Source organism: Natronohydrobacter thiooxidans (assembly GCF_001884735.1).
Taxonomy (GTDB): Bacteria; Pseudomonadota; Alphaproteobacteria; order Rhodobacterales; family Rhodobacteraceae; genus Roseinatronobacter; species Roseinatronobacter thiooxidans_A.
Genome location: NZ_MJAP01000033.1, coordinates 91,855 through 117,957, shown reverse-complemented (window position 1 = coordinate 117,957; position 26,103 = coordinate 91,855). Strand labels below are relative to the sequence as shown.

General features: G+C 62.2%; 22 protein-coding genes and 1 tRNA gene. 10 read left to right on the top strand and 13 right to left on the bottom strand.

The genetic code is table 11. The annotated features are described in order from the left end of the window. The first annotated feature begins 15 nt into the window (after positions 1-15). Positions 16-642, top strand: coding sequence for a hypothetical protein (locus BG457_RS14445; protein ID WP_139257774.1), 627 nt, complete (start codon positions 16-18; stop codon positions 640-642). A gap of 7 nt (positions 643-649) precedes the next feature. On the opposite strand, the gene uvrA is transcribed toward BG457_RS14445, so the two are convergent. The 5 genes from uvrA to queA all read right to left on the bottom strand — a co-directional run bounded on the left by uvrA (position 650) and on the right by queA (position 8,300). Further along, positions 650-3,526, bottom strand: coding sequence for an excinuclease ABC subunit UvrA (gene uvrA / locus BG457_RS14440; protein WP_071797912.1), 2,877 nt, complete (start codon positions 3,524-3,526; stop codon positions 650-652). A gap of 190 nt (positions 3,527-3,716) precedes the next feature. After that, positions 3,717-5,111 carry a dihydrolipoyl dehydrogenase gene (gene lpdA, locus BG457_RS14435; RefSeq protein ID WP_071797910.1) on the bottom strand — a complete coding sequence of 465 codons (1,395 nt, stop codon included), beginning with the start codon at positions 5,109-5,111 and terminating at the stop codon, positions 3,717-3,719. A 113-nt stretch (positions 5,112-5,224) separates the two neighbouring features. Then, positions 5,225-5,803: a DUF924 family protein gene (locus BG457_RS14430; RefSeq protein WP_071797908.1), complete on the bottom strand. Its 579-nt coding sequence runs from the start codon at positions 5,801-5,803 to the stop codon at positions 5,225-5,227. A gap of 115 nt (positions 5,804-5,918) precedes the next feature. Continuing rightward, a complete protein-coding gene (locus BG457_RS14425) occupies positions 5,919-7,166 on the bottom strand; it encodes an MFS transporter (protein WP_071797906.1) in 1,248 nt (415 codons plus the stop codon). Between the two features lie 84 nt (positions 7,167-7,250). Further along, on the bottom strand, positions 7,251-8,300 hold the full coding sequence (queA, locus tag BG457_RS14420; RefSeq protein ID WP_071797904.1) for a tRNA preQ1(34) S-adenosylmethionine ribosyltransferase-isomerase QueA: 1,050 nt from the start codon (positions 8,298-8,300) through the stop codon (positions 7,251-7,253). Positions 8,301-8,399: 99 nt separating this feature from the next. On the opposite strand from queA, the gene BG457_RS14415 reads away from it, so the two are divergent. The 4 genes from BG457_RS14415 (at position 8,400) to BG457_RS14400 (ending at position 11,884) form a co-directional block, all read left to right on the top strand. After that, positions 8,400-8,861, top strand: a complete 462-nt coding sequence (locus tag BG457_RS14415; RefSeq protein ID WP_071797902.1) for a peroxiredoxin — start codon at positions 8,400-8,402, stop codon at positions 8,859-8,861. Next, positions 8,858-9,670: a ferritin-like domain-containing protein gene (locus BG457_RS14410; RefSeq protein WP_084657656.1), complete on the top strand. Its 813-nt coding sequence runs from the start codon at positions 8,858-8,860 to the stop codon at positions 9,668-9,670. Before BG457_RS14415 ends, BG457_RS14410 begins: the two co-directional genes overlap by 4 nt. 308 nt (positions 9,671-9,978) lie before the next feature. Further along, on the top strand, positions 9,979-11,322 hold the full coding sequence (locus tag BG457_RS14405; RefSeq protein WP_071797899.1) for a DUF5930 domain-containing protein: 1,344 nt from the start codon (positions 9,979-9,981) through the stop codon (positions 11,320-11,322). Then, positions 11,312-11,884, top strand: coding sequence for a bactofilin family protein (locus tag BG457_RS14400; RefSeq protein ID WP_071797897.1), 573 nt, complete (start codon positions 11,312-11,314; stop codon positions 11,882-11,884). The genes BG457_RS14405 and BG457_RS14400 overlap by 11 nt, the downstream gene beginning before the upstream one ends. A 99-nt stretch (positions 11,885-11,983) precedes the next feature. Here BG457_RS14400 and BG457_RS14395 read toward each other — a convergent pair. After that, a tRNA-Leu gene (locus BG457_RS14395) sits at positions 11,984-12,067 on the bottom strand. A gap of 218 nt (positions 12,068-12,285) precedes the next feature. Here BG457_RS14395 and BG457_RS14390 point away from each other — a divergent pair. Beyond that, positions 12,286-13,722 carry a DEAD/DEAH box helicase gene (locus tag BG457_RS14390; protein WP_071797895.1) on the top strand — a complete coding sequence of 479 codons (1,437 nt, stop codon included), beginning with the start codon at positions 12,286-12,288 and terminating at the stop codon, positions 13,720-13,722. A gap of 58 nt (positions 13,723-13,780) precedes the next feature. Here BG457_RS14390 and BG457_RS14385 read toward each other — a convergent pair whose 3' ends face one another. The 5 genes from BG457_RS14385 to BG457_RS14365 all read right to left on the bottom strand — a co-directional run bounded on the left by BG457_RS14385 (position 13,781) and on the right by BG457_RS14365 (position 20,180). Next, the gene (locus tag BG457_RS14385) at positions 13,781-14,872 is read right to left on the bottom strand and encodes an ABC transporter ATP-binding protein (protein ID WP_071797893.1); all 1,092 of its coding nucleotides are present in this window, start codon (positions 14,870-14,872) and stop codon (positions 13,781-13,783) included. Between the two features lie 19 nt (positions 14,873-14,891). Continuing rightward, positions 14,892-16,544, bottom strand: coding sequence for a beta-galactosidase BglA (bglA, locus tag BG457_RS14380; RefSeq protein ID WP_084657654.1), 1,653 nt, complete (start codon positions 16,542-16,544; stop codon positions 14,892-14,894). 11 nt (positions 16,545-16,555) lie between these two features. Further along, positions 16,556-17,707: a carbohydrate ABC transporter permease gene (locus BG457_RS14375; protein WP_071797891.1), complete on the bottom strand. Its 1,152-nt coding sequence runs from the start codon at positions 17,705-17,707 to the stop codon at positions 16,556-16,558. 16 nt (positions 17,708-17,723) lie between these two features. Further along, on the bottom strand, positions 17,724-18,701 hold the full coding sequence (locus BG457_RS14370; protein WP_071797889.1) for a carbohydrate ABC transporter permease: 978 nt from the start codon (positions 18,699-18,701) through the stop codon (positions 17,724-17,726). Between the two features lie 126 nt (positions 18,702-18,827). Next, positions 18,828-20,180 (bottom strand): ABC transporter substrate-binding protein, encoded by a 1,353-nt coding sequence (locus BG457_RS14365; RefSeq protein ID WP_071797887.1) that lies wholly within the window; start codon positions 20,178-20,180, stop codon positions 18,828-18,830. A gap of 272 nt (positions 20,181-20,452) precedes the next feature. On the opposite strand from BG457_RS14365, the gene BG457_RS14360 reads away from it, so the two are divergent. Then, positions 20,453-21,478, top strand: coding sequence for a substrate-binding domain-containing protein (locus BG457_RS14360; protein WP_071798016.1), 1,026 nt, complete (start codon positions 20,453-20,455; stop codon positions 21,476-21,478). 109 nt (positions 21,479-21,587) lie between these two features. Then, on the top strand, positions 21,588-22,538 hold the full coding sequence (locus BG457_RS14355; RefSeq protein WP_071797886.1) for a glucokinase: 951 nt from the start codon (positions 21,588-21,590) through the stop codon (positions 22,536-22,538). On the opposite strand, the gene BG457_RS14350 is transcribed toward BG457_RS14355, so the two are convergent. Then, entirely contained in the window at positions 22,520-23,140 is a 621-nt protein-coding gene (locus tag BG457_RS14350) for a Pr6Pr family membrane protein (protein WP_139257772.1), read from the bottom strand. The two genes, BG457_RS14355 and BG457_RS14350, sit on opposite strands and share 19 nt — an antisense overlap. Positions 23,141-23,337: 197 nt before the next feature. Between BG457_RS14350 and recO the strand changes: the two genes are divergently transcribed. Both recO and xrtE read left to right on the top strand, forming a co-directional pair. Continuing rightward, on the top strand, positions 23,338-24,057 hold the full coding sequence (gene recO, locus BG457_RS14345) for a DNA repair protein RecO (RefSeq protein ID WP_071797882.1): 720 nt from the start codon (positions 23,338-23,340) through the stop codon (positions 24,055-24,057). Positions 24,058-24,201: 144 nt separating this feature from the next. After that, complete coding sequence (gene xrtE, locus BG457_RS14340) at positions 24,202-25,848, top strand: exosortase E/protease, VPEID-CTERM system (protein ID WP_084657653.1); 1,647 nt, start codon at positions 24,202-24,204, stop codon at positions 25,846-25,848. A 79-nt stretch (positions 25,849-25,927) separates the two neighbouring features. On the opposite strand, the gene BG457_RS19735 is transcribed toward xrtE, so the two are convergent. Continuing rightward, positions 25,928-26,095, bottom strand: coding sequence for a VPEID-CTERM sorting domain-containing protein (locus BG457_RS19735; RefSeq protein ID WP_245771012.1), 168 nt, complete (start codon positions 26,093-26,095; stop codon positions 25,928-25,930). Between the last annotated feature and the right edge of the window lie 8 nt (positions 26,096-26,103).

Genomic DNA, 26,103 nt, shown 5'->3' with positions numbered 1-26,103 from the left:
GATGCGCACGTTGCCATGAGCCGGACAACAATTGAGTCCGTCGCAGCATCGGATTTTGACCTGCAGCGCATTCTTAGGCCTGATGAGCGGCTGCTGTGGACGGGACATCCTGAACATGGCCGCAGCTTCTTTCAGCCCATGGGGGCTGAGAAACTTTATCTGGTGGCGATGATTGCGGGCGCCATCGTGCTCTGGGCGCTGGTCCCATGGACGATTTCGAGCGCATCATTCCGCCCCTTGAGTATCGGCTTTGCTTTCGCGGGTTTGACACTCGCCTTTCTGCTGTCCGCGTATTGGATCGCCATAGTTCGTCAGCATGTCCTGTCGCGCCTTTTCTACGCCGTCACGAACAAACGCGCCATCGTCTGTCGGCGCGGGCGCAACTGGCGGTTTGCGGACCGGATCTACATTGTCGCAAATCCCCACTACGACTCTTATCCTTATGCACTGCTGCCGACACGGCCCTACCCGTCATTGCAGATTGGCACATTGATCGACCAGAACGAGCTTCAGCCTTTCGGCGCCGGGCTGTCGCATCCGGGCCAGCCGCCTAGCTGGGGGCATCTGACCGTGCCGGTTACGTTTGAGCAAATCGCGGATGCAGATGCAGTGCTCAAACTCATCCGTTCCTGTACGAGATAACGCCCCCCTACTCCGCCGCCACCCGACGCGGCTTCAACAACGGCCCCAGATAGCGCCCCGTATGGCTGGCCTCGACCGCCGCCACCTGCTCCGGCGTGCCGACCGCGACCACCTGCCCACCGCCGTCACCGCCCTCGGGCCCGATATCGATGATCCAGTCGGCGGTTTTCACCACATCCAGATTATGCTCGATCACCACCACCGTATTGCCCTGATCCACGAGTTCATGCAGCACTTCCAGCAGCTTCCTCACATCCTCGAAATGCAGCCCCGTGGTCGGCTCATCCAGAATATAGAGCGTCCGCCCGGTGGAGCGCCGCGACAATTCCTTCGACAGTTTCACCCGCTGCGCCTCGCCCCCCGATAGCGTCGTCGCCTGCTGGCCCACCTTGATATAGCCCAGCCCCACGCGCATCAGCGCATCCATCTTCTCGCGGATCGAGGGCACCGCCTCGAAAAACCCCTGCGCTTCCTCGACGGTCATATCCAGCACATCGGCAATGGATTTCCCCTTGAACAAGACCTCCAGTGTCTCGCGATTATAGCGCTTGCCCTTACAGGTCTCGCAGGTGACATAGACATCGGGCAGGAAATTCATCTCGATCTTCAACACGCCATCGCCCTGACAGGCCTCGCAGCGCCCGCCCTTGACGTTGAAGCTGAAACGCCCCGGCTTGTAGCCGCGCGCCTTCGATTCCGGCAGCCCCGCAAACCAGTCGCGGATCGGCCCGAACGCCCCGGTATAGGTCGCCGGGTTCGAGCGCGGCGTGCGCCCGATGGGCCGCTGGTCAATGTCGATCACCTTGTCAAGCTGCTCCAGCCCCTTGATCGTCTCGCAAGGCGCAGGCGTCTGCCGCGCCCCGTTCAGCCGCATCGAGGCGGTCTTGAACAGTGTCTCAATCGTCAGCGTCGACTTGCCGCCGCCCGAAACCCCGGTCACGCAGACGAACTTGCCCAGAGGGAATTCCGCCGTCACATCGCGCAGATTGTTCCCGCTCGCCTTGACCACGGTCAGCTTCTTTCCATTCCCCTTGCGCCGGGTTTTCGGCACCGCAATCTCGCGCGCACCGCTCAGATATTGCCCGGTCAGACTGGCCGGGTCCGCCATGATCGCCTCCGGCACCCCCTGCGCGACGATCCGCCCGCCATGCACCCCGGCACCGGGACCGATATCCAGCACGAAATCGGCGGTGCGGATCGCTTCCTCGTCATGCTCGACCACCAGCACGGTATTGCCCTGATCGCGCAGATTGCGCAGCGTCGTCAGCAAGCGGTCATTGTCGCGCTGGTGCAGCCCGATCGAGGGCTCATCCAGCACATAAAGCACGCCCGTCAGCCCCGAACCGATCTGGCTGGCCAGCCGGATCCGCTGGCTCTCGCCCCCCGAAAGCGTGCCCGCATGCCGCCCCAGCGTCAGGTAATCCAACCCCACATTGACCAGAAAGCCCAGCCGCTCGCGGATTTCCTTCAGGATCGCGCGGGCGATCTCGTTTTTCTGCTTCGACAGGCTCTCCGGCACAGTCTCGACCCAGGCCAACGCCTCGCGGATCGCCATTTCCGTGACCTGCCCGATATGCAGAAGCTTGTCTGGCCCGCCTTTGGCGGGACCGATCTTCACCGCCAGCGCCTCGGGCCGCAAGCGATGCCCCTCGCAGGTGCCACAGGCGCGCTGGTTCTGATAGCGCTCGAATTCCTCGCGAATCCAGGCACTGTCCGTCTCGCGATAGCGCCGCTCCATATTCGGGATCACCCCCTCGAAAGCGCGGGTCACATTATAGACCCGCCCGCCCTCGTCATAGCGAAACGGCAATTCCTCACCGTTTGATCCATAAAGAAACACCTGCTGCACATGCGCAGGCAGGTCTTTCCATGGTGTCTTTGCATCAAACTCATAATGCTTCGCGAGCGACTCAATCGTTTGCAGGAAATAGGGCGACTTGCCCTTGCGCCATGGCGCAATCGCCCCGTCCGCCACCCGCAGCGCATGATCCGGCACCACCAGCCGCTCGTCAAAGAACAGCTCGACCCCCAGCCCGTCACAGGCCGGACAGGCCCCCGAGGGCGCGTTGAAGGAAAACAGCCGTGGTTCGATCTCGGAGATGGTGAAACCACTGACCGGGCAGGCGAATTTCTCGGAAAATGTGATCCGCTCGCCCTCTTCGGCAGCGACCTCCAGCACCGCGATCCCATCCGCCAGATCAAGCGCCGTGCGCAGACTATCCGCCAGCCGCGTCTCGATGCCTTCGCGCACCACGATCCGGTCGACCACCACATCAATGTCATGGCGGAATTTCTTGTCCAGCGTGGGCGGCTCGTCGAGGTCATGGAACTGCCCGTCCACCTTGACCCGCTGGAACCCCTGTTTGCGCAGTTCCAGAAATTCCTTGCGATACTCGCCCTTGCGGTCGCGCACGATGGGCGCCAGCAGATAGGCCCGCGTCCCCTCCTCCAGCGCCATGATCCGGTCGACCATATCCTGCACCTGCTGCGCCTCAATGGGCTGACCAGTCGCCGGGCTGTAAGGAGTGCCTGCACGGGCAAAAAGCAGACGCAGATAATCATAAATCTCGGTCACGGTACCCACGGTCGAACGCGGGTTCTTGCTCGTCGTCTTCTGCTCGATGGAAATCGCGGGCGACAGGCCCGAGATATGGTCCATATCGGGTTTCTGCATCATGTCGAGAAACTGGCGCGCATAGGCGCTTAAGGATTCGACATAACGCCGCTGCCCTTCGGCATAGATCGTGTCAAAAGCCAGCGAGGACTTGCCCGAGCCTGACAGCCCGGTAATGACCACCAGCTGGTCACGCGGGATCGTCACATCGATATTCTTCAGATTATGCTCGCGCGCCCCGCGCACCTCGATGAATTTCTGCTCGGACATCCCGACCCCCACGGCTCACATCGGGCAACATAGTCTCTGCCGGGCGAGTCTCCAAGCAAAAATAGTGAACATTTGATGAACAAAATCGCTTCGGCTTCATCTTGCCCAAAATACTCAAAATGCGGAACGCCCTGCCGCAAGGCAGGGCGTGACAGATACTCTTGCGGCGCCGCCGCTCAATCTGAAACCGTCAGAAATGCAGCGCGCGCCCGTAAGCATCCAAGACCGATTCATGCATCATCTCGCTCAGGGTCGGATGCGGGAAGACCGTGTTCATCAGATCTTCCTCGGTCGTCTCCAGCTGACGGCCCACGACATAGCCCTGAATCAATTCGGTCACTTCCGCACCCACCATATGCGCGCCCAGCAACTCTCCGGTTTTCGCGTCAAAGATCGTCTTGATCATGCCCTCGGGCTCGCCCAGCGCAATCGCCTTGCCATTGCCGATGAAGGGGAAACGCCCCACCTTGACCTGATAACCCGCCTCTTTCGCCTTGGCTTCGGTCAGCCCGACCGACGCCACCTGCGGATGGCAATAGGTGCAGCCCGCAATCGAGCTTGGGTCCACCGCATGCGGATGCCCCCCCGCGATCAGTTCCGCCACCATCACACCCTCATGGCTGGCCTTATGCGCGAGCCAGGGACCATTGGTCGCATCACCGATCACATAGAGCCCCTCGACCCCGGTGCGGCAATACTGATCGGTCACCACGAAAGAGCGGTCGATCTTCGCGCCCAGCGCTTCCAGCCCCAGCCCTTCGGTATTCGCGACGATCCCGACCGCGGAAATCACCGTGTCGAATTCCATCGTCCCGGTTTTGCCGTCCCGCTCGATATGCGCCGTCACTTTCGGCGCCGCGCGATCGAGCTTCTTGACCATCGCCTTGGCAATGATCTTCATGCCCTGCTTTTCGAACTGCTTGCGGGCGAAATTGCTGATTTCCTCATCCTCGACCGGCAGGATACGGTCCATCACTTCAACAACCGTCACATCCGCGCCCAGCGTGTTGAAGAAACTCGCGAATTCGATCCCGATCGCGCCCGAGCCGATCACCAGCAGCTTTTTCGGCATCCGCTTGGGCTGCAGCGCGTGTTTATAGGTCCAGACCAGATCGCCATCCGCCTCCAACCCCGGCAATTCGCGCGCCCGCGCGCCGGTCGCCAGAATGATATTCGGCGCGCTCAGCTCCTCGGTGCCCTTGTCGGTCTTGACCGAGACCTTGCCCTTGGCCGGCAGTGTCGCCGCGCCCATGACCACCGTGATCTTGTTCTTCTTCATCAGATGACCAATGCCGCCCGAAAGCTGGCCCGCGACCTTGCGCGAGCGCTTCACCACGGCATCCAGATCATAGCCGATATTCTCAGCCTTCAGCCCGAATTCCTTGGCGCGGTGCATCAGATGGAACACTTCGGCCGAGCGCAGCAGCGCCTTTGTCGGGATACAGCCCCAGTTCAGACAAATGCCGCCCAGATGCTCACGCTCGACGATGGCCACAGACTTGCCAAGCTGTGCTGCGCGGATGGCGGCAACATAGCCCCCCGGACCGGCCCCGATGACGATCACATCAAAACTCTTGGCGGCCATGCGGAACCCTCCCTTGCGTGGCATCTGGAATATAGTTTGCCATTAAACTATTTTTTCCAACCTCGCAACGCATGGGACAGAACCCCGCCATGCGTTTTTTGCATGGCGCGTTCTCAGGCCGCCCGTTGCAGCGCCCCGACAGCCACGCTGTAGCCGCCTTGATCAAGGAACTCCTGCTCGCGATCGGTCGTCGCGCGCCCCAGCGCATCATTGCGATAGGGAAACCGCCCGAATTCGCGGATCACGGCGCGATGCGCCCGCGCGTGGAGCAGATTCTCCGCCCCGGTTTCCGGCATCCGCAACAGGAACATGCGCACGGCACGATCCTGATCCATCAGGCTTTCCGAATGCATCAGCGGCAGATAGAAGAACTGACGCTGCGGCTCTGCGATATGGCGGTCAAACCCCAGATGGCAGGCCCGCGCCGCAACCTGGCGTGCCAGGTCATCCGTCGCGAAAGCCCGCGCATCGCCGCGGAACATGTTGCGCGGGAACTGATCGGTGACGATGATATAGGCCAGCGCGCCCTTGGCGCAGGAGGCCCAGCGCGACAGCCGCCCGGCGCGCGCCTTTTCCCACAGCCCGCCAAACCGCTCGCGCACCTTGGCATCCAGCGCGTCATCCACCGCGTACCAGCCTGCAGGTCCGACCTCGTCAATCCAGAACGAAAGCACTTCATCAACTGTCGACATAATGTCACCTGTTCATCGTATCGTTACAGAATCGTGCCAGTGATTCGTTTTGCGCACAAGTTTTTCGCAATCACGCCTGCTTGAGGCTGAAAATAAGTGCGAAACTGCAACGCAATCATGTTGCGTCGCCCTTTTGCTCTGCCAGTTCGGTATAGACGGCCTCGACCGTCGCCGCCGAAACCACCGGGGAGACCGGCGCAAAAGGTCCGCTTTCCGCCACGGACGGCGCGGGACGCTGTGTCATGCGATAGAGCGCATAGGCCGCGAGCAGCGCGGTCAGCATGATGATGAACAGGAAATAGCCCGGCGGCCCGATCAGGCTCATCAGCCAGCCGATGGCCAGCGGCCCGATAATCGCCCCCAGACCATTGACGAATAACAACCCGCCAGAGACCGCCGCCATCTGATCCGTTTCCACATAGTCATTGGTATAGGCCACCAGCAGCGAATAAAGCGGGTTCGAAATACCCCCGATGACCAGCGCCACGCCCAGAAGCCAGACAAAATTCAGCGGGAACACCACAGCCAGCGCCCCGGATACTGTGCCGATCAGCGCGACCACGATCAGCAGTTTCCGGCGGTCCATCCGGTCCGACAGCCAGCCGATCGGATACTGAAAGATCAGCCCGCCCACATAGATCGCCGCGGTGAAGACCGAGATCTCAAGAATACTCAGCCCGGCCTCGGTGCCCCAGACAGCGGTCATGCCAAAGAGCGCGGAAAAGACACCGCCCATCAGGAAAATGCCCACCACCCCCAGCGGCGAGACATCATAAAGCTGCCGGATCGACATGGATCTCGTCGTCCCGAATGTGGGCGCCGGGCTGATCGACAACAGGATCGGCGCAAAGGCCAGCGACACCAGCACGGAGGGGATGATGAACAAAAGGAAACCCGCCGGATCGGCGAAATTGATCAGCGCCTGCGCCGAAATGATCCCCAGCATCTGCACGATCATGTAAAGCGACAGCGCCTGTCCGCGATTCTCATTGCTGGCGGTGTTGTTCAGCCAGCTTTCCGCCGTGACATAGACCCCGGAAAAGGCAAATCCGATCAGCACGCGCAGCAGCGTCCAGGCCACCCAGTCAGGGATTGCGGCATACAGCACCAGCACCGCCGAAATCAGCGAGCCGAGTGCCGCAAAGACCCGCACATGGCCCACGCGCCGGATCATTTCCGGCGTGGCGCGCGATCCGATCAGGAAGCCAAGGAAATAGGCCGACATGACAATCGACATCTGCGTGGTCGAGAAGCCCTCGATCGCGCCACGGATGCCCAGCAGCGTACCCTGCACGCCGTTGCCCACCATCAGGAACAACATGCCGAGCAAAAGCGCCCATGATGCCGTGAAAACCTTGAACATTCCTATACCCTGATTTGATGCCGCCCCACATTAGCCCGAGACTCGTCTCAGAACCATGACGAATACGACCGGCCCCGGTTCCATTCACGGCAAGAGAAGCGAGGCATCCCCGTAAGAGAAGAACCGATACCCGCGCGCAATCGCGTGGTCATAAATCGCCATGATCCGCGCGCGCCCCATCAGGGCAGAGACCAGCATCATCAATGTGGATTTCGGCAGATGGAAATTCGTCATCAACCCGTCGGCCAGTTGAAACCGGAAACCGGGCGTGATGAAGATATCGGTCTTGCCGGTCCATGCCTCGATCCGGCCGGGCGCGGTGGCGGCCGTCTCGATCAGGCGCAGCGCCGTGGTGCCCACCGGGATCACGCGACCGCCAGCCGCTTTGGTAGCCATGATCCGTGCTGCCGCCTCGGGCGTGACCTGCCCCCATTCGGCGTGCATCTTATGGTCGCGCACATCATCCACCTTGACCGGCAGGAACGTACCCGCGCCCACATGCAATGTCACTTCTGCAAAGCCCACGCCCATGGCGCGCAGCCGCTCCAGCAACCCCTCATCGAAATGCAGCGACGCCGTGGGCGCCGCCACCGCCCCCGCATCCCGCGCGAAAACCGTCTGATAATCCTCGCGATCCTGCGCATCCGCGGCGCGGCGTCCGGCAATATAGGGTGGCAGCGGCATCTGCCCGGCAAGGTCCAGCGCCGCGTCGAACGCATCCCCGCTCAGGTTGAAGCGCAGCACCACATCCTCTGGCCCGCGCTCGATCACCTCGGCGCGCAACTCGCCGGTGAAGAGGATCTCCTCGCCCGCCGCAAGTTTGCGCAACGGCTTGGCCAGCGCACGCCAGCTTCCATCGGGCTGCGGCTCGGTCAGGGTGATCTCGACACGCGCGCTGACCGGCCCTTGTGCTGTATTGCGCGGGCGCTGGCCTGTCAGCCGTGCGGGAATGACCTTGGTCGTGTTGATCACCAGCAGATCACCGGGACGCAGGATATCCGGCAGATCCGCAACATGGCGATCCGATATCGCATCCCCCTCGGCCAGAAGCAGCCGCGCCGCCGGACGCGGGCGCACCGGGCGCGTCGCGATCAGCGCTTCCGGCAGGTCGAAATCGAAATCCGACAGTTTCATCCCCTGCCCCTTTTGCGCGAGATTTTCGGTGCTGGCCCTTTAACTTGGGCGCAAGGTCGCTACAACAGGCGCAACGCTTTCGTGAGAAGGAGATGGAAAATGCCCGACACTGGCGAGATGGCCCCTGATTTCACCCTGCCCGCCAATGGCGGCGGCGAGGTAACACTATCAGCGCTGCGACCCGCGCATGTGGTGGTCTATTTCTACCCGCGCGACGACACGCCCGGCTGCACCACCGAAGCGCAGGAGTTTACCGCGCAGATCGCCGAATTCGAAGCCGCAGGCGCAAAGGTCATCGGCATCTCGAAAGACACTGTGGCCAAGCATGACAAATTCGCAGCCAAGTATGATCTGGGCGTGATCCTGGCCTCGGATGCAGAGAGCGATACCTGCGAGCGTTATGGCGTCTGGGTCGAGAAGAACATGTATGGCAAGACCTCGATGGGGATCGAGCGCGCGACATTCCTGATCGATGGTGACGGCCGGATCGCGCGGGTCTGGCGCAAGGTGAAGGCCAAGGGCCATGCAAGCGAGGTGCTTGAGGCGCTGCGCAACGCATGAGTCTGAGCTTGCGGGAAATGGCGGTGGCGGTTCTGACCACCGCCGATGGGCGCGCGAAAACCGCGCTTTCGCGCCAATACGCGGCGACATGGTTCGCCGCTCGCAAGGCGAGCACGCCGGTGCCCTTGGGCATGGCGACACCCCCCGACTTTCCCGCGCGCCCGGATAAGCCCGAATTGCTGGACCCGCGCGACGTGCCCAAACGCAAGCCCGGCAGCCCGGAAGGGCGTATCGCGCTTCTGCACGCGATTGCACATATCGAACTTAATGCAGTCGATCTCCACTGGGATATGGTCGCACGCTTTCACAAAACCGATATGCCGCTCGGATTCTTCGATGACTGGGTGAAAGCGGCGGATGAGGAATCGAACCACTTCAACCTGATCTGCGATTGCCTGGAGGCGCAGGGCAGCCACTACGGCGCCCTGCCCGCCCATGCCGGAATGTGGCGCGCCGCCGAAGATACGGCAGATGACATTCTGGGCCGCCTCGCGGTCGTGCCGATGGTGCTGGAGGCGCGCGGGCTGGATGTCACACCCGGCATGATCGAAATCTTCAAACGCGCGAAAGACACCCGATCCGTGGCCGCGCTCGAAGTGATCTATGCCGAGGAAGTGGGCCATGTCGCCTATGGCTCTAAATGGTTCAACTTCCTCTGCGGGCGCGACAATCTGGACCCGCAACCGGTCTTTCTCGACCTCGTGCGCCGCTATTTTCACAGCCCCCTGCGCCCGCCCTTCAACGAGGAAAAGCGCGCGCAGGCCGGTCTGCCCCCCGATTTCTACTGGCCGCTGACCGAAACCGGCTAGCACAACCATAGCGCGAAAACATTTGAGCACGCCCTGAACAAACAGGGACAATCCTCTGATTTGCCCGCGTCACATCGGCAGGTTCCCGCCCATTTCGGCCCTATCGCCCCCCGACAGCGCAGAAAATGCCGATAGCGGGTTGCCCGCCCGGTCACCGCCTCTTAACAGAAGTTAGTTTTGCTCTTGTTCGCCGGGGCGCTCGTGGCTCTGGCGTGTATGTGTCGAGTGTCAATGCGGTTTGTCAGAGCAAAGATCAGCGTTGGCCGCCCCGGCCTTCAAACGAGATAGCGGAAAACGGGACGCTTGCCTTGAAAAGACTACTTGTTCGCGCGAATCAGCGGCTTGAACGCCACCTGCCAGAACAACGCCTATTCCTGCGTTCAGACAAGACGACCCGGTATGTCCGGTTGCGTCCGATCACGCAGGCGGTGACGATCGCCTCGGTGGCCAGCTTCTTCGCCTGGGGCGTGATCGCCACCTCGATCCTGCTAATGGATGCCATCGGCTCGGGCAATCTGCGCGATCAGGCCCTGCGCGATCAGGCGAATTACGAACAACGCCTGAACCAGCTCGCCACGGAACGCGACATGCGCGCCGTGGAAACTGAAGCTGCGCAATCGCGCTTCGCCGAAGCAATGGAACGCATCTCGGAAATGCAGATGCAGCTTCTGGCCTCGGAACAGCGCCGACTGGAACTCGAAACTGGCATTGACGCGATCCATAACACCATCCGCCGCGTCACCCGCGAACGCGACGAGGCCCGCGCGCGTCTGACCGAAGTGACGCAGACACTGGAGGCCGAAACCGGCTCCAGCCGCACCGCCGCAGACCGCAGCCGCGACACCGAGGAGATGCTCGACTACCTGCTGGTCGCGATGGACCGCGCCTCGAAAAACACCCATGAACTGGGCATCGACGCCGAACAGGCGCGCATTCAGGCCCAGCATCTCGCGCTTGAAAACGAGCTTCTCAAGGACCGCAACCACGTCATCTTCTCGCAGCTCGAAGAGGCGCTCGATACGGTCGTGGCCCCGCTGGAGCGCGTGTTCCGCAGCGCCGGGGTCTCGCCTGACCAGATCCGCCGCCTTGTCCGTCAGGGGGCGAATTCACAGACCGAAGCGCTGCGTCCGATTGCCGTGTCGACCTCGGGCACGATGGGGCCAAGCCAGGACATCGCCCGCGCCAATGCCATACTGGACCGCATGGCAGATGTGCACGCCTATCGTCAGGGCATCGACCGCCTGCCGGTGGCACGCCCGGTCAGCGCCGGTGCGGTGCGCCAGACCTCGGGCTTCGGGATGCGCCGCCATCCGCTGACCGGTCGTTCGACCATGCATAACGGGCTCGACTGGGCCGGACCGCGCGGCACCGCCATCGCGGCCTCGGCCGATGGTGTCGTCAAAAGCGCCGGGCGTCAGGGCGGTTACGGCAATCTGGTGATCATCCAGCATGACTTCGGAATCGAGACCTATTACGCGCATTTGAACAGCATTGACGTGCGCCCCGGACAAAGGGTCTCGCGCGGCCAGAGGATTGGTGGTATGGGCACCACAGGGGCGTCGACCGGCGTGCATCTGCACTATGAGGTGCGTGTGAACGGTCGGGCCGTCAATCCGATCACCTACATAAGGGCTGGACAGCATGTTTTCTAAAAGTCGTATCAATGAACCGGGTCCGAAGGCAGCGCCGGAAGCCGCGCCATCCAAATCTGTGGACACCGCACCGTCTTTCATGCGCTCGGCCCCTGCTGATTCGGGTTCCACCCATGTCACCAAGTCAAAACCCGCCGCGTCGGTACTGGCTGCCGATCTGACTGTCACGGGCAATCTGAAAACCACCGGCGATATCGTCATTGAGGGTGTCGTGGACGGCGACATTCGTGCGCATCTTCTGACCGTTGGCGAAACAGCGACCATCCGCGGCGAGATCGTGGCCGATGACATCGTCATCAATGGCCGGGTGATCGGACGGGTGCGCGGGCTGAAAGTGCGACTGACCTCTTCGGCTCAGGTCGAAGGCGATATCATCCACAAGACCATCGCCATCGAATCCGGTGCGCATTTCGAGGGGTCCGTGCAGCGCCAGGACGACCCGCTGCAAACCAATCGCGAATCCGCGCAAGCGCCTGCACCGGCACCTGCACCGCAGCCGCGCAAAGAAGGTTCTGAGATCGTGAAGCAGGCCGCAGAGGCCAAGAAAAGCGTCACCTCCTGAGCGCATCGCGCGATCAGTGACCATAGAAAAACCGCGCCGGGTGGCGCGGTTTTTTCATGTCTCGCGAATCAGTATCCCGTGACATTTTCAGATCAGGGCTGGTGCGGGTGGAGAGACTCGAACTCTCACGCCTTGCGGCGGAGGATTTTGAATCCTCTGCGTCTACCGTTCCGCCACACCCGCAGCGCCAGCGAGGCTTGGATACTCTGGAACAGCGCGACCTGCAACTGCCCATCTGCGCGCATGACGAAAATGATGGAAAAACCTGTGCAGATTGACCTTTCGGCCCGGATAGGCTATGCGCGAGGGCACTGTCGACTGACGACAGTCCCGATAGCGGGGCGCGGTGAAAATGCGTCCCAGAACAGATCACGGCCCGATGCCGTATCAGATGGACGCATATGACTCAATTTTCTGACCTGAAGCTGGACCCCAAGGTCCTCAAAGCCATTCATGAAGCTGGCTACACCACCCCCACCCCGATCCAGGCGCAAGCCATCCCGCACGCGCTTGAAGGGCGCGATGTGCTGGGGATTGCCCAGACCGGAACCGGCAAGACCGCCTCTTTTACCCTGCCGCTGATCACCCGTCTGGGGCGGGGCCGCGCGCGGGCACGGATGCCGCGCAGCCTTGTGCTGGCGCCGACGCGCGAACTGGCCGCGCAGGTGGCCGAGAATTTCGACACCTATGCCAAACATACCCGGCTGACCAAGGCGCTCTTGATCGGCGGCGTGGCCTTTGGCGAACAGGACAAGCTGATCGACCGCGGCGTGGATGTGCTGATCGCCACTCCGGGCCGCCTGCTCGATCATTTCGAGCGCGGCAAGCTGCTGCTCACCGGCGTCGAGGTCATGGTCGTCGATGAGGCCGACCGCATGCTCGACATGGGCTTCATTCCCGATATCGAGCGCATTTTCGGCCTGACCCCCTTCACCCGGCAGACCTTCTTCTATTCCGCGACCATGGCGCCCGAGATCGAGCGCATCACCAATACCTTCCTGTCCAATCCCGCCCGGATCGAGATTGCGCGTCAGGCCACCGCGTCGGAAACCATCGCGCAGGAACTGATCGAGCTGCCCGCCACGCGCCGCGATACCGCAGCCAAGATGAAACGCGACGCCCTGCGCGCGATCATCGCCGCAGAGGGTGACAAGATCGAGAATGCGGTGATCTTCTGCAACCGCAAGGTCGATGTGGATATCCTCGCGAAATCGCTGGCCAAATATAAACTGGACGCCGCCCCCATTCATGGCGACCTGGACCAGTCCATGCGCACCCGCACGCTGGAGAAGTTCCGCGCCGGTGAATTGCGCCTGCTGATCGCCTCTGACGTGGCCGCACGCGGGCTGGACGTGCCCTCGGTCAGCCATGTGTTCAATTTCGACCTGCCCTCCCATCCCGAAGATTATGTCCACCGGATCGGGCGCACCGGCCGGGCCGGGCGCTCGGGCAAAGCCATCTCGCTGATGGTGCCTGCCGATCAGAAATATCTCGAACAGATCGAGAAACTGCTGCAGAAAGCGCTGCCGCGCGGCACCGCCCCCGAGCTTGACGCACCGGCGGCCCCCGCCCGCGCTCAGGAAGAACGCCCCAGCCGCGCACGCAGCCACAAGATCAAGACCCCGCAACCGTCCGAGCCCGCCGCGAACGCCTCAGTCGCCCCCGTGGCCAAGACGCCGGAGCCCGCACGCCCCGAGCCGCAGCGCGCCGCCCCCCAACGCCGCGAACCGCGCGAGCGCGATCAGGGGCGCAACCGGCGCGACACCAACCGCGACTCCGTGGTGGGCATGGGCGATCATGTGCCCGATTTCCTGATGCGGGAATTTCGCGTCGCCTGACATGCCATCAAAAAAGCCGCCCCGTTGAGGCGGCTTTTTTATCGGCTGTCCCGCATGCTCAGCGATAGAGAAGCGACACCTTGTTATGAAACAGGTGGATCTTGGACGGATCCGCCTTCAGCTTCACCGAGCGCGCCTTCAGGTCCGTGTGGATCCCCGCCAGCTTCGCCAGCACAGGTGCCGCACCCGCACTTTCCGGGCGGAAATACAGCACGGTCAGTTCGCCCAGCGCTTCCAGCAACTCGACCTCGCCCTGATACAGGAAATCATCCCCGTCCGTGGCCACCAGATCCTCGGGTCGCGCCCCCACATTGACTTTCAGCCCCATATCAGCCGCAGTCGTGGGGATATTCGCCACTGCCTGGCCGCCGCCATCCAGCTTGACCGTGGTCTGTGCGCCGGTGCCGACAATCTCGCCGGGCAGCAGGTTCATCGCAGGCGAGCCAATGAACTGCGCGACAAATTCCCCGTTGGGGCGCTCGTAGAGTTCCAGCGGTGTGCCCACCTGCGCAATCCCGCCTCCGGCCAGAACCACGATCCGCGAGGCCAGTGTCATCGCCTCGACCTGATCATGGGTCACATAGATCATGGTCGAATTGGGCATCGACTCCTTGAGCTTGGCGATCTCGATCCGGGTCGCGACACGCAAGGCCGCGTCAAGGTTTGAAAGCGGCTCGTCAAAGAGATAGACCTTCGGATCGCGCACAATCGAGCGGCCGATCGCCACCCGCTGCCGCTGCCCACCCGAAAGCGCCTTGGGCAGACGGTCAAGATACGGGGTCAGTTGCAGGATATCGGCCGCGCGCGCCACCGCCGCATCGATCTCGGCCTTGGACTTCTTGGCGATCTTCAGCGCGAAGCTCATATTGTCGCGCACGGTCATATGCGGATACAGCGCATAGGACTGGAACACCATGGCAATCCCGCGCTGCGAGGGCGGAATGTCATTGACCACCGTGCCGTCAATTTCCAGCGTCCCGCCGGTGATCTTCTCCAGACCCGCAATCATGCGCAAAAGCGTCGATTTTCCGCAACCCGAAGGCCCGACAAAAACGATCAACTCGCCCTGCTTGATATCCAGATCGATATTCGACAGCACCTTGACTTCGCCATAGGCCTTCGCGACATCCGTAAGCTTCAGATCGGCCATGATGCCTCCTCCCCCGTTGTTACCGTTTTACGACCAGGCAAGGCTGCCATGGCCCAAGATGCACCAGCCCGTCCTCTCCCGGACCAGAGCTGTTCAGTTCCTGCCCGACCGCCAGCCAGTTTCCCTTCGGCAGGCGCAGGGTCGCAGGATCGTGGCTCAGGTTGAACGCGCAGAACACTGTCTCGCCCGCCTCTTCGCGCAGGAAGGACAGCACATCGCCCTCAGCCGTGATCTCGGTCATCGCCCCGCGCATCAGCGCCGGATGGGCATGCCGCAGCGCAATCGCACGCCGGTAGTGATGCAACAGCGCGTCGGGCGCGCGCTCCTGCGCGTCCACGGCCAGATGCAGATGTTCCCGCGCGACCGGCAACCACGGATTGCCCTGCGTGAACCCCCCGTTCTGATTGTCCGGGGCCCAGACCATTGGCGTTCGGCACCCGTCGCGGCCCTTGAATTCGGGCCAGAACTCGATGCCATACGGATCCCGCAAATCCTCAAAGGCCAGTTCGGCCTCCTGCAACCCCAGTTCCTCGCCCTGATACAGGCAAACCGACCCGCGCAGGCACAACAGTAATGTGGCATAGCAGCGCGCTGCGGCGGGTGTCAGATCCCAGCGCGTGATATGGCGCATGACATCATGATTGGAAAACGCCCAGCAGGCCCAGCCCTCGGGCGCCGCCGCGTCAAGCTGGCCGATGACTGCGGCAAAATACGCGGCTTGCGGTGCCACGGGCGACAGGAATTCGAACGCGTAGCACATCTGCACCTTGTCGCCACCCGATGTGTACTCGCCCAGAATCTCCAATCCGCGCTGCGCATCGCCCACTTCGCCGACCGCCGCCGCGTCATACTCGTTCAGAACCGCACGGAAGCGGCGCAGGAACTCCAGATTCTCGGGGCGGTTCTTGTCGTAAAGGTGCTCCTGATGGTTATAGGGATTCACGGCAGGCGCGATGGTGGCATTGCGCATCTCCGGGGGCAGCGCCGGATTGTTGCGCAACTCAGCGTCATGGACGTAGAAATTGATCGTATCCAGCCGGAACCCGTTCACCCCGCGTTCCAGCCAGAACCGCGCCACGTCCAGAAGCGCCTCCTGCACCTGCGGCTCGTGGAAGTTCAGATCGGGCTGCGAGGTCAGGAAGTTGTGCAGGTAGTATTGCAGGCGCGTGGCATCCCATTGCCATGCCGATCCGCCAAAGATCGACAGCCAGTTGTTGGGCGGCGTCCCGTCCGGCTTGGGATCGGCCCAGACATACCAGTTCGCACGCGCATTCTCACGGCTGGAGCGGCTCTCAATGAACCACGGATGCTGGTCAGAGGTATGCGACAGCACCAGATCGATCAGCACCTTGATGCCCAGCCGATGCGCCGTCGCCACCAGCGCGTCGAAATCCGCGAGCGTGCCGAACATCGGATCTACATCGCAGTAATCCGACACATCATAGCCGAAATCCTTCATCGGCGAGGTGAAGAAGGGGCTGATCCAGATCACATCGACCCCAAGCGAGGCGATATAGGGCAGCCGCTCCATGATCCCACGCAGATCGCCGATCCCGTCGCCATTGCTGTCCTGATAGCTGCGGGGATAGATCTGATAGATCACCGCCCCGCGCCACCAATCCGGGGTGTGCTCCAGCCCCGACCGGGGCTGCAACAGGGTTTGAGCAGTCACGTTGTCATTCCTTACTTGACAGAGCCAGCCAGAAGGCCGCGCACCAGATAGCGTTGCATTGTGAAGAAGACGATCAGCGGCACGGCAATCGAGACAAAAGCCGCCGTCGCCAGGATGCCCCAGTCGCCGCCGCGAGACCCCAGCAGGTCATCGGCGATCTTGACCGTCATCACCTGACTTTCCGCACCCGATGGCAGGAATACCTTGGCCACCAGCAGGTCATTCCATGTCCAGAGGAACTGGAAGATCGCGAAAGAGGCGAGTGCAGGGAAGCTGAGCGGCAGGATGATACGCACGAAAATCTGGAAATCCGTGGCCCCGTCCACCTTGGCGCTCTCGATGATATCGCGCGGCAGCCCGACCATATAGTTTCGCAAGAGATAGACCGCGAGTGGTAAGCCAAAACCCGTATGCGCAAGCCATATGCCAAGGAAACTCTGGCCGATGCCGATTTCCGTATGCAGCTTCAGCAGCGGCACCAGCGCAAGCTGCAAGGGCACGACCAGCAGCCCCACCACAGCGGCGATCAACAGCCCGCGTCCGGGGAAATCCATCCAGGCCAGCGCATAGGCTGCAAAAGCCGCGATCAGGATCGGGATGATCGTTGCCGGTATGGTCACGGTCAGGGTGTTGATGAAAGCGCGGTCCATCCCGTCGGCGAAAAGCACGGTCCGGTAATTGTCGAGCGTGAATTTCGGCGGCGTGCGCGCCTCGAAATAGAGTGTCGGGCCACGATCCAGCGGCTCGGCAGTCTCGATCCGGTAGCTGCCATCCGCGTTGACAACCAGCGTTCCGTCGCCGCGCAGCTCGGTCACCTCACCTGCGGGAAACTCGCCCGGTGCAACCGCGCGCGTGCCAAATGCGGAGACAGTACCCGCGCTGTCAGGGAAATTCGCGCGCAGCGCGGGGTCAGCAAAGACATTCCCCTCCAGAATGAAGACCCCATTCTCCTCGCGCGCTCCATCGGTCGCAATCCGCGTGCGGAAGTTCAGATCGACCGCCATCGGCGCCTGCCACCAGCCCGAATTGGAAATCTGGTCGCGGTCGCGGAAGCTTGACACAAACAGCCCGATGGTCGGCAGAAGCCACAGCACCACGAGGATGAAGACAGTGATATTCGCGGCGAATTTGTTGCTCGCGTTTTGTCCGGCGATATTGTCCATATCTCTCCCCTCCCCCTCAGCGCATTTCTTTCCGGGCCTGCCGGATATTCGAGATCATCACCGGCAGCACGAGGATCATGATGACAAAGGCCACCGCCGTCGCGCGCCCGTCATCGCGGAACATGTAGGTCATCATGTAGCTGGGCAGGATATGCGTGCCGAAATTGCCGCCCGTCATGGTGTAGACAATATCAAACACCTTCAGCGTCAGGATCGTGATCGTGGTCCAGACCACGATGATCGTCCCCATGATCTGCGGCACCTTGATCTTGAAGAAGACCTGAAACGGATTGGCCCCGTCGATAATCGCCGCCTCAATCGTTTCCTCGGGGATCCCGCGCAGCGCCGCGGACAGGATCACCATTGCAAAACCGGTCTGGATCCAGACCAGGATGAACATCAGGAAGAAATTATTCCAGAACCGCACCTGCAACGGATCCAGCGCCACCATCCCCATACTGTCGCGGATCGCGTTGATGATGCCGATATCCGGGTTGGCCGAATAGACAAACCGCCAGATCAGCGAGGCACCGACGAAGGAAATCGCCATCGGCATGAAGATCAGCGATTTCGCGATATTACCCCAGCTCAGCCGGTCGGTCAGCTGCGCGATCAACAGCCCGAAGAAGGTCGCCGCCGCCGGCACGAAGAGCACCCAGAGCAGGTTGTTGAACACCGCCGTGCGGAACGCACCCTCGTTGAACAGGTCGAAGTAATTCCCCAGCCCGATGAAATTCGCCCCCGACCGGTCAAAGAGCGAGCGCCAGAACGATCCCACCACGGGATAGGCCAGATAGAGCCCCAGCGCGAACATGGCGGGAAACAGGAACAGCCAGGGTCGTACCTGATTGGCGCGGTTGATATTGCGCCCGGCCTGCGGTCCCTTCGCCGGGAAGATCACCTTGTCGAGGATCATGTTCGAAAAGTAGAAATAGCCCACACATCCACCGACACCGATGATGATGGTCAGCATACCCTGCACGACTGGCGACATCTTCCCCTCCCCTGACCTGTCAGCGACCGCACCCTCCCGGCGCGCGCCCCTTGGTCACTTATGCTGTTCTGCAAAGCCGAAACTGCGCAACAGGGCCGCATTACGCGGCCCTGTCGAGATTGCTGCTTACCGCATCGCGTCCCAACGCGCCTGAATGGCGTCGGCCGCAGCTTGCGCATTCCCTTGCGTGGTGTAATCCACCATCCCTGTCCAGAAGGCGCCTGCACCGATCTCGCCCGGCATCAGATCGGATGCGTCAAAGCGGAAGGTCGTGGCATCCAGAAGGATCTGGTTCATCGCCCGCAGCGCATCCGTCGAGAACACATCGAGATTCACACCCGTATGCGGCGTCAGGAAGCCCGACTGCGCCATCCAGACCTCATGCGCGATGGGCGTCTTGAAGAACTCGATCAGACCACGTGCGGCAGGGCTGTCATTGGTGATACCAAAGAGCGTGCCCGCGCCAAGCACCGGGTTGCCCAGATCACGCTCGGCCGAGGCCGGGAAGTAGAAGAAGTCATAATCCTCGCCATAGACCGAACCATCCGGGAAGAAGGTCGGGATGAACGAGGCCTGCTTGTGCATGTAGCAGGCAGGCGGGATCTGGAACAGGCCCGCCGGGCTGTCACGGAAATCGGTCGTGGCGGATGCTTCCGCCCCACCCTGCGCCCAGCCATCCGAACGCACGAAAGTGCCATAAAGCTCGATGGCTTCGACGACTTCGGCCGAGTTGAAGGGCAGCTCATTCGTCACCCACTGGTCATAGATCTCGGGCTCATGCAGGCGCAGCATCATGTCCTCGACCCAGTCGGTCGCAGGCCAGCCTGTCGCGGCGCCCGATCCCAGACCGATGCACCAGGGCGTGCCGCCATCATCGACGATCTGCTGCGACAGGGCTTTCAGATCTTCCAGCGTCTCGGGGATATCATAGCCCGCCTCGTCAAACTGATCGGGCGAATACCAGACAAGCGATTTCACATCGACCTTGTAGAAGAAGCCGAAGAAGTCATCCTCGCCATCCGGCCCGGCAAAGCTGCCCAGATCGACCCAGGACTGACCCGCCGCGTAATTCTCGACCATCCAGTCCGCCGCTTCCTGCCCCAACGGGGCCAGTGCACCGCGCCCGGCCAGATCCGCCGCGAGACCCGGCTGCGGAAAGACCGCAAGGTTCGGCGCGGAATTGGCCTGTACTGCGATCACGATATCCTGCTCGAAACTGTCAGAACCCGAATAGCGCACATCCGCGCCCGTTGCTGCCGCGAAATAGGCCAGCATGTTGTTGACCATCTGACCATCTGCCCCGGTCCAGGGGCCGGTGATCGTCAGCGTCTGACCGGAAAAATCATTCGCTTCGGCAAAAGCGTCAAAGCTGTCCCAGTTGAATCCCTCGGTGCCCTGCTCGATGATCAGATTCTGCGCATTCGCGCCAGCGGCCATCAGGGCAAGCGTGGCCACGCCTGCGTAAAGTCCAGATTTCATTGTCATCCTCCCCGGTTGACTTCATTTTTGCGCAGGTCTTTCGCCCGCACCCAATCCATCCCAGCGGCGCGGAATCACATCCCCAAACCGCTTTGGATTGTCTCACTTATGCCCATGTCTGACGGGCTGTCAAACAAATTGTCGCAAAGCCCCTGTATTTGCTGGTCATTTCGCAGGTGCAGAAAATATTGAACATGCGAAAAACTCTTTTCAGCAGGTGCAGAATTTGCATAGTATCCCCGCAATCCAATACGGTTTGAAGAACAATGAGCGTGACTTTGAAACAACTTGCGGCCTCGCTGGGCCTGTCGCCCACGACGGTCAGTCGCGCGCTCAATGGCTTTCCCGAGGTCAATGCCGCCACCCGCAAACGCGTGCAGGACGCAGCGGAACGCGCCAATTACCGCCCCAACACCCGCGCCAAATCACTGGCCACCGGGAGATCCATGGCGATCGGGCATGTGATCCCGGTCTCGACCAGCCATGAAATCGTGAACCCGGTCTTTGCCGATTTCATCGCCGGTGCAGGCGAGACCTATTCGCGCGCTGGCTATGAAATGCTGATGCGCGTCGTCCCCGATGCCGATGAGGCTCAGGCGTATCGCGATCTGATCGCGCGCGGCGCGGTCGACGGGATCATGGTACATGGCCCCCGGCTCAAGGATGCGCGGGTCGATCTGCTGGCGGAACTGGGCATCCCCTTCATGATCCACGGACGTACCAGCCAGATCGAGCGCCCCTATTCCTGGCTCGACATCAACAACCAGCGTTCGTTCCGGCGCGCGACACAGTTCCTGATCGATTTCGGGCATCGCCGCATCGCGCTGGTCAATGGTCTGGAGGATCTGGACTTCGCGACCCGCAGGCGGCGCGGCTATCTTGACGGGCTCGAATCCGCCGGGATCACGCCGGACCCGGCGCTGATGCGCCAGGCCGAGATGACCGAGCCCTATGGCTATCGCGCGCTCATGGACATGATGCGCCTGCCCGAGCCGCCGACCGCCTTCCTCTCATCCTCGATGATCGTGGCCTATGGGTTGCGGCGCGGATTGTCGGATCTGGGGCTGAAACTGGGGCGCGATGTTTCGATCATCACCCATGACGATGACCTCTCATATCTGCCCAATGACGGCGATGTGCCGATGTTCACCGCCACGAAATCCTCTGTGCGCGAAGCCGGTCGGCGTGCCGCGCGGATGCTGCTGCGTCTGGTGGAAGATCCGCAATGCGGCCCGCTGACCGATCTGATGGAGGCCGCGCTGATGGTCGGGGCCTCGACCGGACCCGCGCCGCGATGAGCCCGTCCCGACGCAGGCCCGCGCATATTGGCGGCTTGAAGCGCAACGCAAAAGCATCGTATCAGGCTGCCTGCAAGCGCCTGCCACCCGCAAGTCACGAAGGAACGCCATGACCACCGAAAACAGCCCGGTTCTCGTTGTCGATGTGGGCGGCACCAATACGCGCGTGGCGCTGGCGCGTGGGCGCACGCTGGTTGCAGGCTCGACCGAGCGGTTCCGCAACGCCGATCATCCCGGTCTGGATTCGGTGCTCGCGCAATATCTGTCGCGCCACAGCCTGACCCCGGCGCGCGGCGCCGTGGCGCTGGCAGGGCCCGTGCGCGGCAGCCATGCCGAGATGACCAATCTGGGCTGGTCGGTCGAAGCCGAAACGCTGGCCGCCCATCTGGGCATGCAGGAAATCGCACTTCTCAACGACCTGCAGGCGCAGGGCCACGCATTGGCCCATCTGCCCGAAACCCATCTGCGCCGGGTCCGTTCGGGCCAGCCCGAGGATGGCCCCAAACTCGTCGTGGGCCTGGGCACCGGCGTCAATGCCGCCCCGGTCTATCCTTCCGGCGCAGGCCATGTCGTCCCCGCCGCCGAGGCAGGCCATATCCACCTGCCCCTGCACGGCCCCGAGGATTACCGCCTCGCCGACTGGCTGATCGCGCGGCGCGGCTTTGCCTCGGTCGAGGATGTGCTGGCCGGATCGGGGCTGGAACGCCTCTATGCCTATCACGCGCAGGACGCCCATTCCGGCAAAAGCCTGGATGCAGGCGCGATCATGGCCGCGATGGACAGCGGCGACGCGCTCGCGCAATCCGTGGGCAAGCATTATGTCCGGCTTCTGGCCCATGTTCTGGCCGATCTGTCACTGATCACCCTGCCCTTTGGCGGGATCTATCTGATCGGCGGCGTCAGCCGCGCCTTCGCGCCCTGGCTGGAGCGCTTCGGGTTCGAGGCCGCCTTCACCGATATGGGCCGCTTCTCGGATCTGGTCGCGCGCTTCCCCGTCGCCATCGTCGAGGATGACTATGCCGCCCTTGCCGGATGCGCCGCCTATCTGGATGCGCGCTGATCCCGGAGCGGCATACTCTGCCCGATGAAATACAGCGCATAGGCCAAAGCGGCGAAACCCAGCAGCAGCCCGGCCATGGTCATCGCGACCGTGGCCAGCCCCAACTGGTCGACATTCAGAAACGGATAGGAATAGCGCCCCGAGAGCGCCCCGCGCAGCATGGCATAGACCGCGTAGCCCGCAGGCCAGATCAGCCATGTCAGCGGCTGCCCCGCGCGCGGCGCGTGGCGGCTGGTCTCCATCAGCCAGAACCACAGCATCACTGCAGGCAGGATCGTGTGCAGCGCCTGATCGATCCACCAGCGCAATCCGCTGAGGATGAACAGATGCGCCAGCAGCATGTGATAGACCAGCCCGACCATGATCATCGAGACAGTGAGCATGCTCATCCACCCAAAGGACATCCGCCGTCCCGTCACGGCAATGGTCAGCATGGTCAAGGCCATCAGCAGATTGGTCAGGATGGTGAAAAACCCCGCCAGCCCCCAAAGGGCAGTCCACAGATCCACCCCTCGCGCCAGCCACAGGTAAAGCTGCGTGCCAAGAGCGGAGAGGCCAAGTGCACCGATCAATCCGGCCGTGATACGATATTTCGGGTCCATGAGTTTTCCATCTGCCATCACAAGGCATTATCTAAAGCGTTTCGACGTGTCATTGAATCGTCGAAACGCTTTAACCCTTGTTCTGTCGCAGTTGCGAACTGAAAAAGTCTATCAACTTTTTCTGAAATTGTTTTGACGCGCCCCGTGGCGATGAAAATCCCTTGCCGTGACTTCCTGCAGGCGGCAAGCCTTGGCGCATGGATTGGCGAGATGAAGGAATATTGCTGCGCACACAACGTCATGGCGAAGCCACGGCGATCATCGAGGTATTCTCGGCCCTGCATGGACGCCATGCCGGGGCAGTGCGCGGGGGCGGATCGCGCAAGATGGCTGCGACCCTGCAACCGGGCGCCCAGCTCGATCTGACATGGCGCGCGCGGCTGGAAGAGCATCTGGGCAGTTTCTCGGTCGAACTGCTGCAGGCGCGCGCGGGCCGGATCCTCGGCGACCGTCTGGCGCTTGCCGCGCTGAATTCGGTTTGCGCACTCTGCCGCTATGCCCTGCCCGAGCGGATGGCCTATCCGGGATTTTACGCCCGGACGGTCGATCTGCTGGACCAGTTGGGCCAGCCGGGCTGGCTGCGCCTCTATGCGCTGTGGGAAGTGCATCTGCTTGAAACCGCAGGCTTCGGGCTGGATCTGCAGCAATGCGCGGTCACCGGTGCGCAAAGCGGTCTGGCCTATGTCTCGCCCCGCACCGGGCGCGCCGTAACCGTCGCAGGTGCCGGCGCCTATGCCGACCGCCTGCTGACCCTGCCCGCCGCGCTGATTGACGCGCGCGCAGGTTTCAGCACCACAGAGTTGCGGCAGGCCCTGCATCTGACCGGCTATTTCCTGCAGCACTGGCTGGCGGAAAGCACAGGCCGCGCCCTGCCCGAGGCCCGCGCCCGATTAGTGGCCCTGCTCGAAACGCCCTGACCGTCACGGTTCGGAAACAGACCGCGGTATTCCCTGAAATTGTTGCGCAATCAGCGAAGATTGCCGCCCCAATGCCAAAATATGGCCGTTATTCGCCTGCAAGAACTCCCGATCCGCCCGCAAACCGCATAACAGACCGAAGCCATGTTTCCTGCCCAGAGCCGTTCCGAACCCGCCCTTGAGGCCACGCAACCCCGCAGTGGCCTGCGGCTGCATCGCGCGTTCTATCTCGCCGGGATCGTGCTGCTACAACTGGTTGCGCTTGCAGGGCTCTATCAATTCGTCATCGAAATCGACTGCGCAGCGACCGGCTCCTTTGAGCTTTGTCGTGGCCTGCGTTCCGCGCTCGGCCGCGGACTGGCCCTGATGACAGGGATCGGTGTTCTGGTGCTCGCGCGCCCGGCGATTTTCGCCGCTTTCGCACGCCGCGCCGCGATCACATCCCGCACCACCCTTCTCGCCGGGCTGGGCGCATGGGCCGGTTTTGCCGTGCTTCTGCTGCCTGCCCTGCTGCTGGCAAAGGGGGCAGGCCCTGAGGAATTCGCGCGCGCCGTGCCGGTCTGGCTGCTGGGCGGCGCGCTGATCATCCCCGCCACATTGCGCTGGACCGCGCGCTGGTCTGACTGGGCATGGCTCTTGCGACAACTGGGCTGGCTCGGTGCCGCAGTTCTGGCTTTCGTCATGATCATGCCGGAACTGGCGCAGGCGGTGCAGCCCTTGTGGAATATTCAGGCCCTGACCTTCCTGACCTTCGCGCTGGTTTTCGTGCTCCTGCGCCTGCTCGGAACCGATGCTTTCGCCGATCCCGACACCTTCATTCTGGGCGTCAATGATTTCGCAGTCCATATCGCCGCGCAATGTTCCGGCGTCGAGGGTTTCGTGCTGGTGGGGGGCTTTGTTGCGCTCTATGCGGTGCTGTTTCACGCCACGATCCGCCATGGCCGCTTCTGGCTGATCGTGCTGCCGCTGGCGCTGCTGGCCAGTTGGGTGCTCAATATCATCCGCATTGCGGTGCTGGTGCTGCTGGGCGCGCATGTCTCGCCCAAATTGGCCGTGGACGGGTTTCACAGCTATGCGGGCTGGATTTTCTTCACCCTGCTGGCACTGGCCATTCTGGCGCTGGTGCACCGCTCGAACGCCTTGCACCGGACCGAGGCCCGCGCGCCCTCGACCCCGATCACCAGGGATATGACCGCCGCGCAGATCCTGCCTTTCGTGGCCTTCATGGTCTCGGGCCTGATCGCGGCGGCGCTGTTCGATCCTGCCGCCCTTGGCTATCCGCTGCGCGTGGCGATCATGGCGGCCGCCATCATCCCCTTTCTGGCGCTGCTCCGCGCCCTGCCCTGGCGGATGGATCCCCTCTCCTGGGCGCTGGGCGGGGGCGTGGGGCTGCTCTGGATCGCATCGCAAGGCGGCGCATCGGCATCGGGGGCAGAACTGGCCGCGATGCTGGGGGGCATGTCACTGGCGGCGGCTGTGGGCTGGAGCGTGCTGCGCCTGATCGGCACGATCCTTCTGGTGCCACTGATCGAAGAGCTGTTCTTTCGCGGCTATATCCTGTCGCGGCTGGATGGTGACGGCTGGCCCCGCAAGCTGCTGGCCGTCACCGTCTCGACGGCGGTCTTTGCCGTCCTGCATGGCCGCTATCTGGAAGCCACGCTGGCCGGGCTGGTCTTCGCCTGGTGCGCCCTGCGCCGGGGTCGGGTCACTGATGCCGTGCAGGCGCATATCGCTGCGAATGCCGTGGTCGCACTGGGGGCGGTGATCACCGGCGATTGGGGATTAATTTGAAAAACGATTTCACCAGATGAAAAAACGCGCCGTGGCAGCACAGCGCGTTTTTTTCCATTTTATGCTTTGCGTATCAGGACTATTTGCCCGCAGCCATCCGCCGACGACGTTCCCAGGCAAAAAGCACCGCCGCGCCAACCGCCGCCATCGCCAGCAGCCCGGTGGAGGCGTCAATCTCGGGCACTGCAGCAACATTGGTGTGCGAGCCACTGCCACCTGATCCGAACCAATTCCAGAAATTGAACATGATGCACC

What these genes read in the sequence shown, in the direction of transcription:
- BG457_RS14445 (WP_139257774.1), top strand. Translation starts at nt 16, where the DNA reads ATGAGCCGGACAACAATTGAGTCCGTCGCAGCATCGGATTTTGACCTG.
- uvrA (WP_071797912.1), bottom strand. Translation starts at nt 3,526, where the DNA reads ATGTCCGAGCAGAAATTCATCGAGGTGCGCGGGGCGCGCGAGCATAAT.
- lpdA (WP_071797910.1), bottom strand. Translation starts at nt 5,111, where the DNA reads ATGGCCGCCAAGAGTTTTGATGTGATCGTCATCGGGGCCGGTCCGGGG.
- BG457_RS14430 (WP_071797908.1), bottom strand. Translation starts at nt 5,803, where the DNA reads ATGTCGACAGTTGATGAAGTGCTTTCGTTCTGGATTGACGAGGTCGGA.
- BG457_RS14425 (WP_071797906.1), bottom strand. Translation starts at nt 7,166, where the DNA reads ATGTTCAAGGTTTTCACGGCATCATGGGCGCTTTTGCTCGGCATGTTG.
- queA (WP_071797904.1), bottom strand. Translation starts at nt 8,300, where the DNA reads ATGAAACTGTCGGATTTCGATTTCGACCTGCCGGAAGCGCTGATCGCG.
- BG457_RS14415 (WP_071797902.1), top strand. Translation starts at nt 8,400, where the DNA reads ATGCCCGACACTGGCGAGATGGCCCCTGATTTCACCCTGCCCGCCAAT.
- BG457_RS14410 (WP_084657656.1), top strand. Translation starts at nt 8,858, where the DNA reads ATGAGTCTGAGCTTGCGGGAAATGGCGGTGGCGGTTCTGACCACCGCC.
- BG457_RS14400 (WP_071797897.1), top strand. Translation starts at nt 11,312, where the DNA reads ATGTTTTCTAAAAGTCGTATCAATGAACCGGGTCCGAAGGCAGCGCCG.
- BG457_RS14390 (WP_071797895.1), top strand. Translation starts at nt 12,286, where the DNA reads ATGACTCAATTTTCTGACCTGAAGCTGGACCCCAAGGTCCTCAAAGCC.
- BG457_RS14385 (WP_071797893.1), bottom strand. Translation starts at nt 14,872, where the DNA reads ATGGCCGATCTGAAGCTTACGGATGTCGCGAAGGCCTATGGCGAAGTC.
- BG457_RS14375 (WP_071797891.1), bottom strand. Translation starts at nt 17,707, where the DNA reads ATGGACAATATCGCCGGACAAAACGCGAGCAACAAATTCGCCGCGAAT.
- BG457_RS14370 (WP_071797889.1), bottom strand. Translation starts at nt 18,701, where the DNA reads ATGTCGCCAGTCGTGCAGGGTATGCTGACCATCATCATCGGTGTCGGT.
- BG457_RS14365 (WP_071797887.1), bottom strand. Translation starts at nt 20,180, where the DNA reads ATGAAATCTGGACTTTACGCAGGCGTGGCCACGCTTGCCCTGATGGCC.
- BG457_RS14355 (WP_071797886.1), top strand. Translation starts at nt 21,588, where the DNA reads ATGACCACCGAAAACAGCCCGGTTCTCGTTGTCGATGTGGGCGGCACC.
- BG457_RS14350 (WP_139257772.1), bottom strand. Translation starts at nt 23,140, where the DNA reads ATGGACCCGAAATATCGTATCACGGCCGGATTGATCGGTGCACTTGGC.
- recO (WP_071797882.1), top strand. Translation starts at nt 23,338, where the DNA reads ATGGATTGGCGAGATGAAGGAATATTGCTGCGCACACAACGTCATGGC.
- xrtE (WP_084657653.1), top strand. Translation starts at nt 24,202, where the DNA reads ATGTTTCCTGCCCAGAGCCGTTCCGAACCCGCCCTTGAGGCCACGCAA.
- BG457_RS19735 (WP_245771012.1), bottom strand. Translation starts at nt 26,095, where the DNA reads ATGTTCAATTTCTGGAATTGGTTCGGATCAGGTGGCAGTGGCTCGCAC.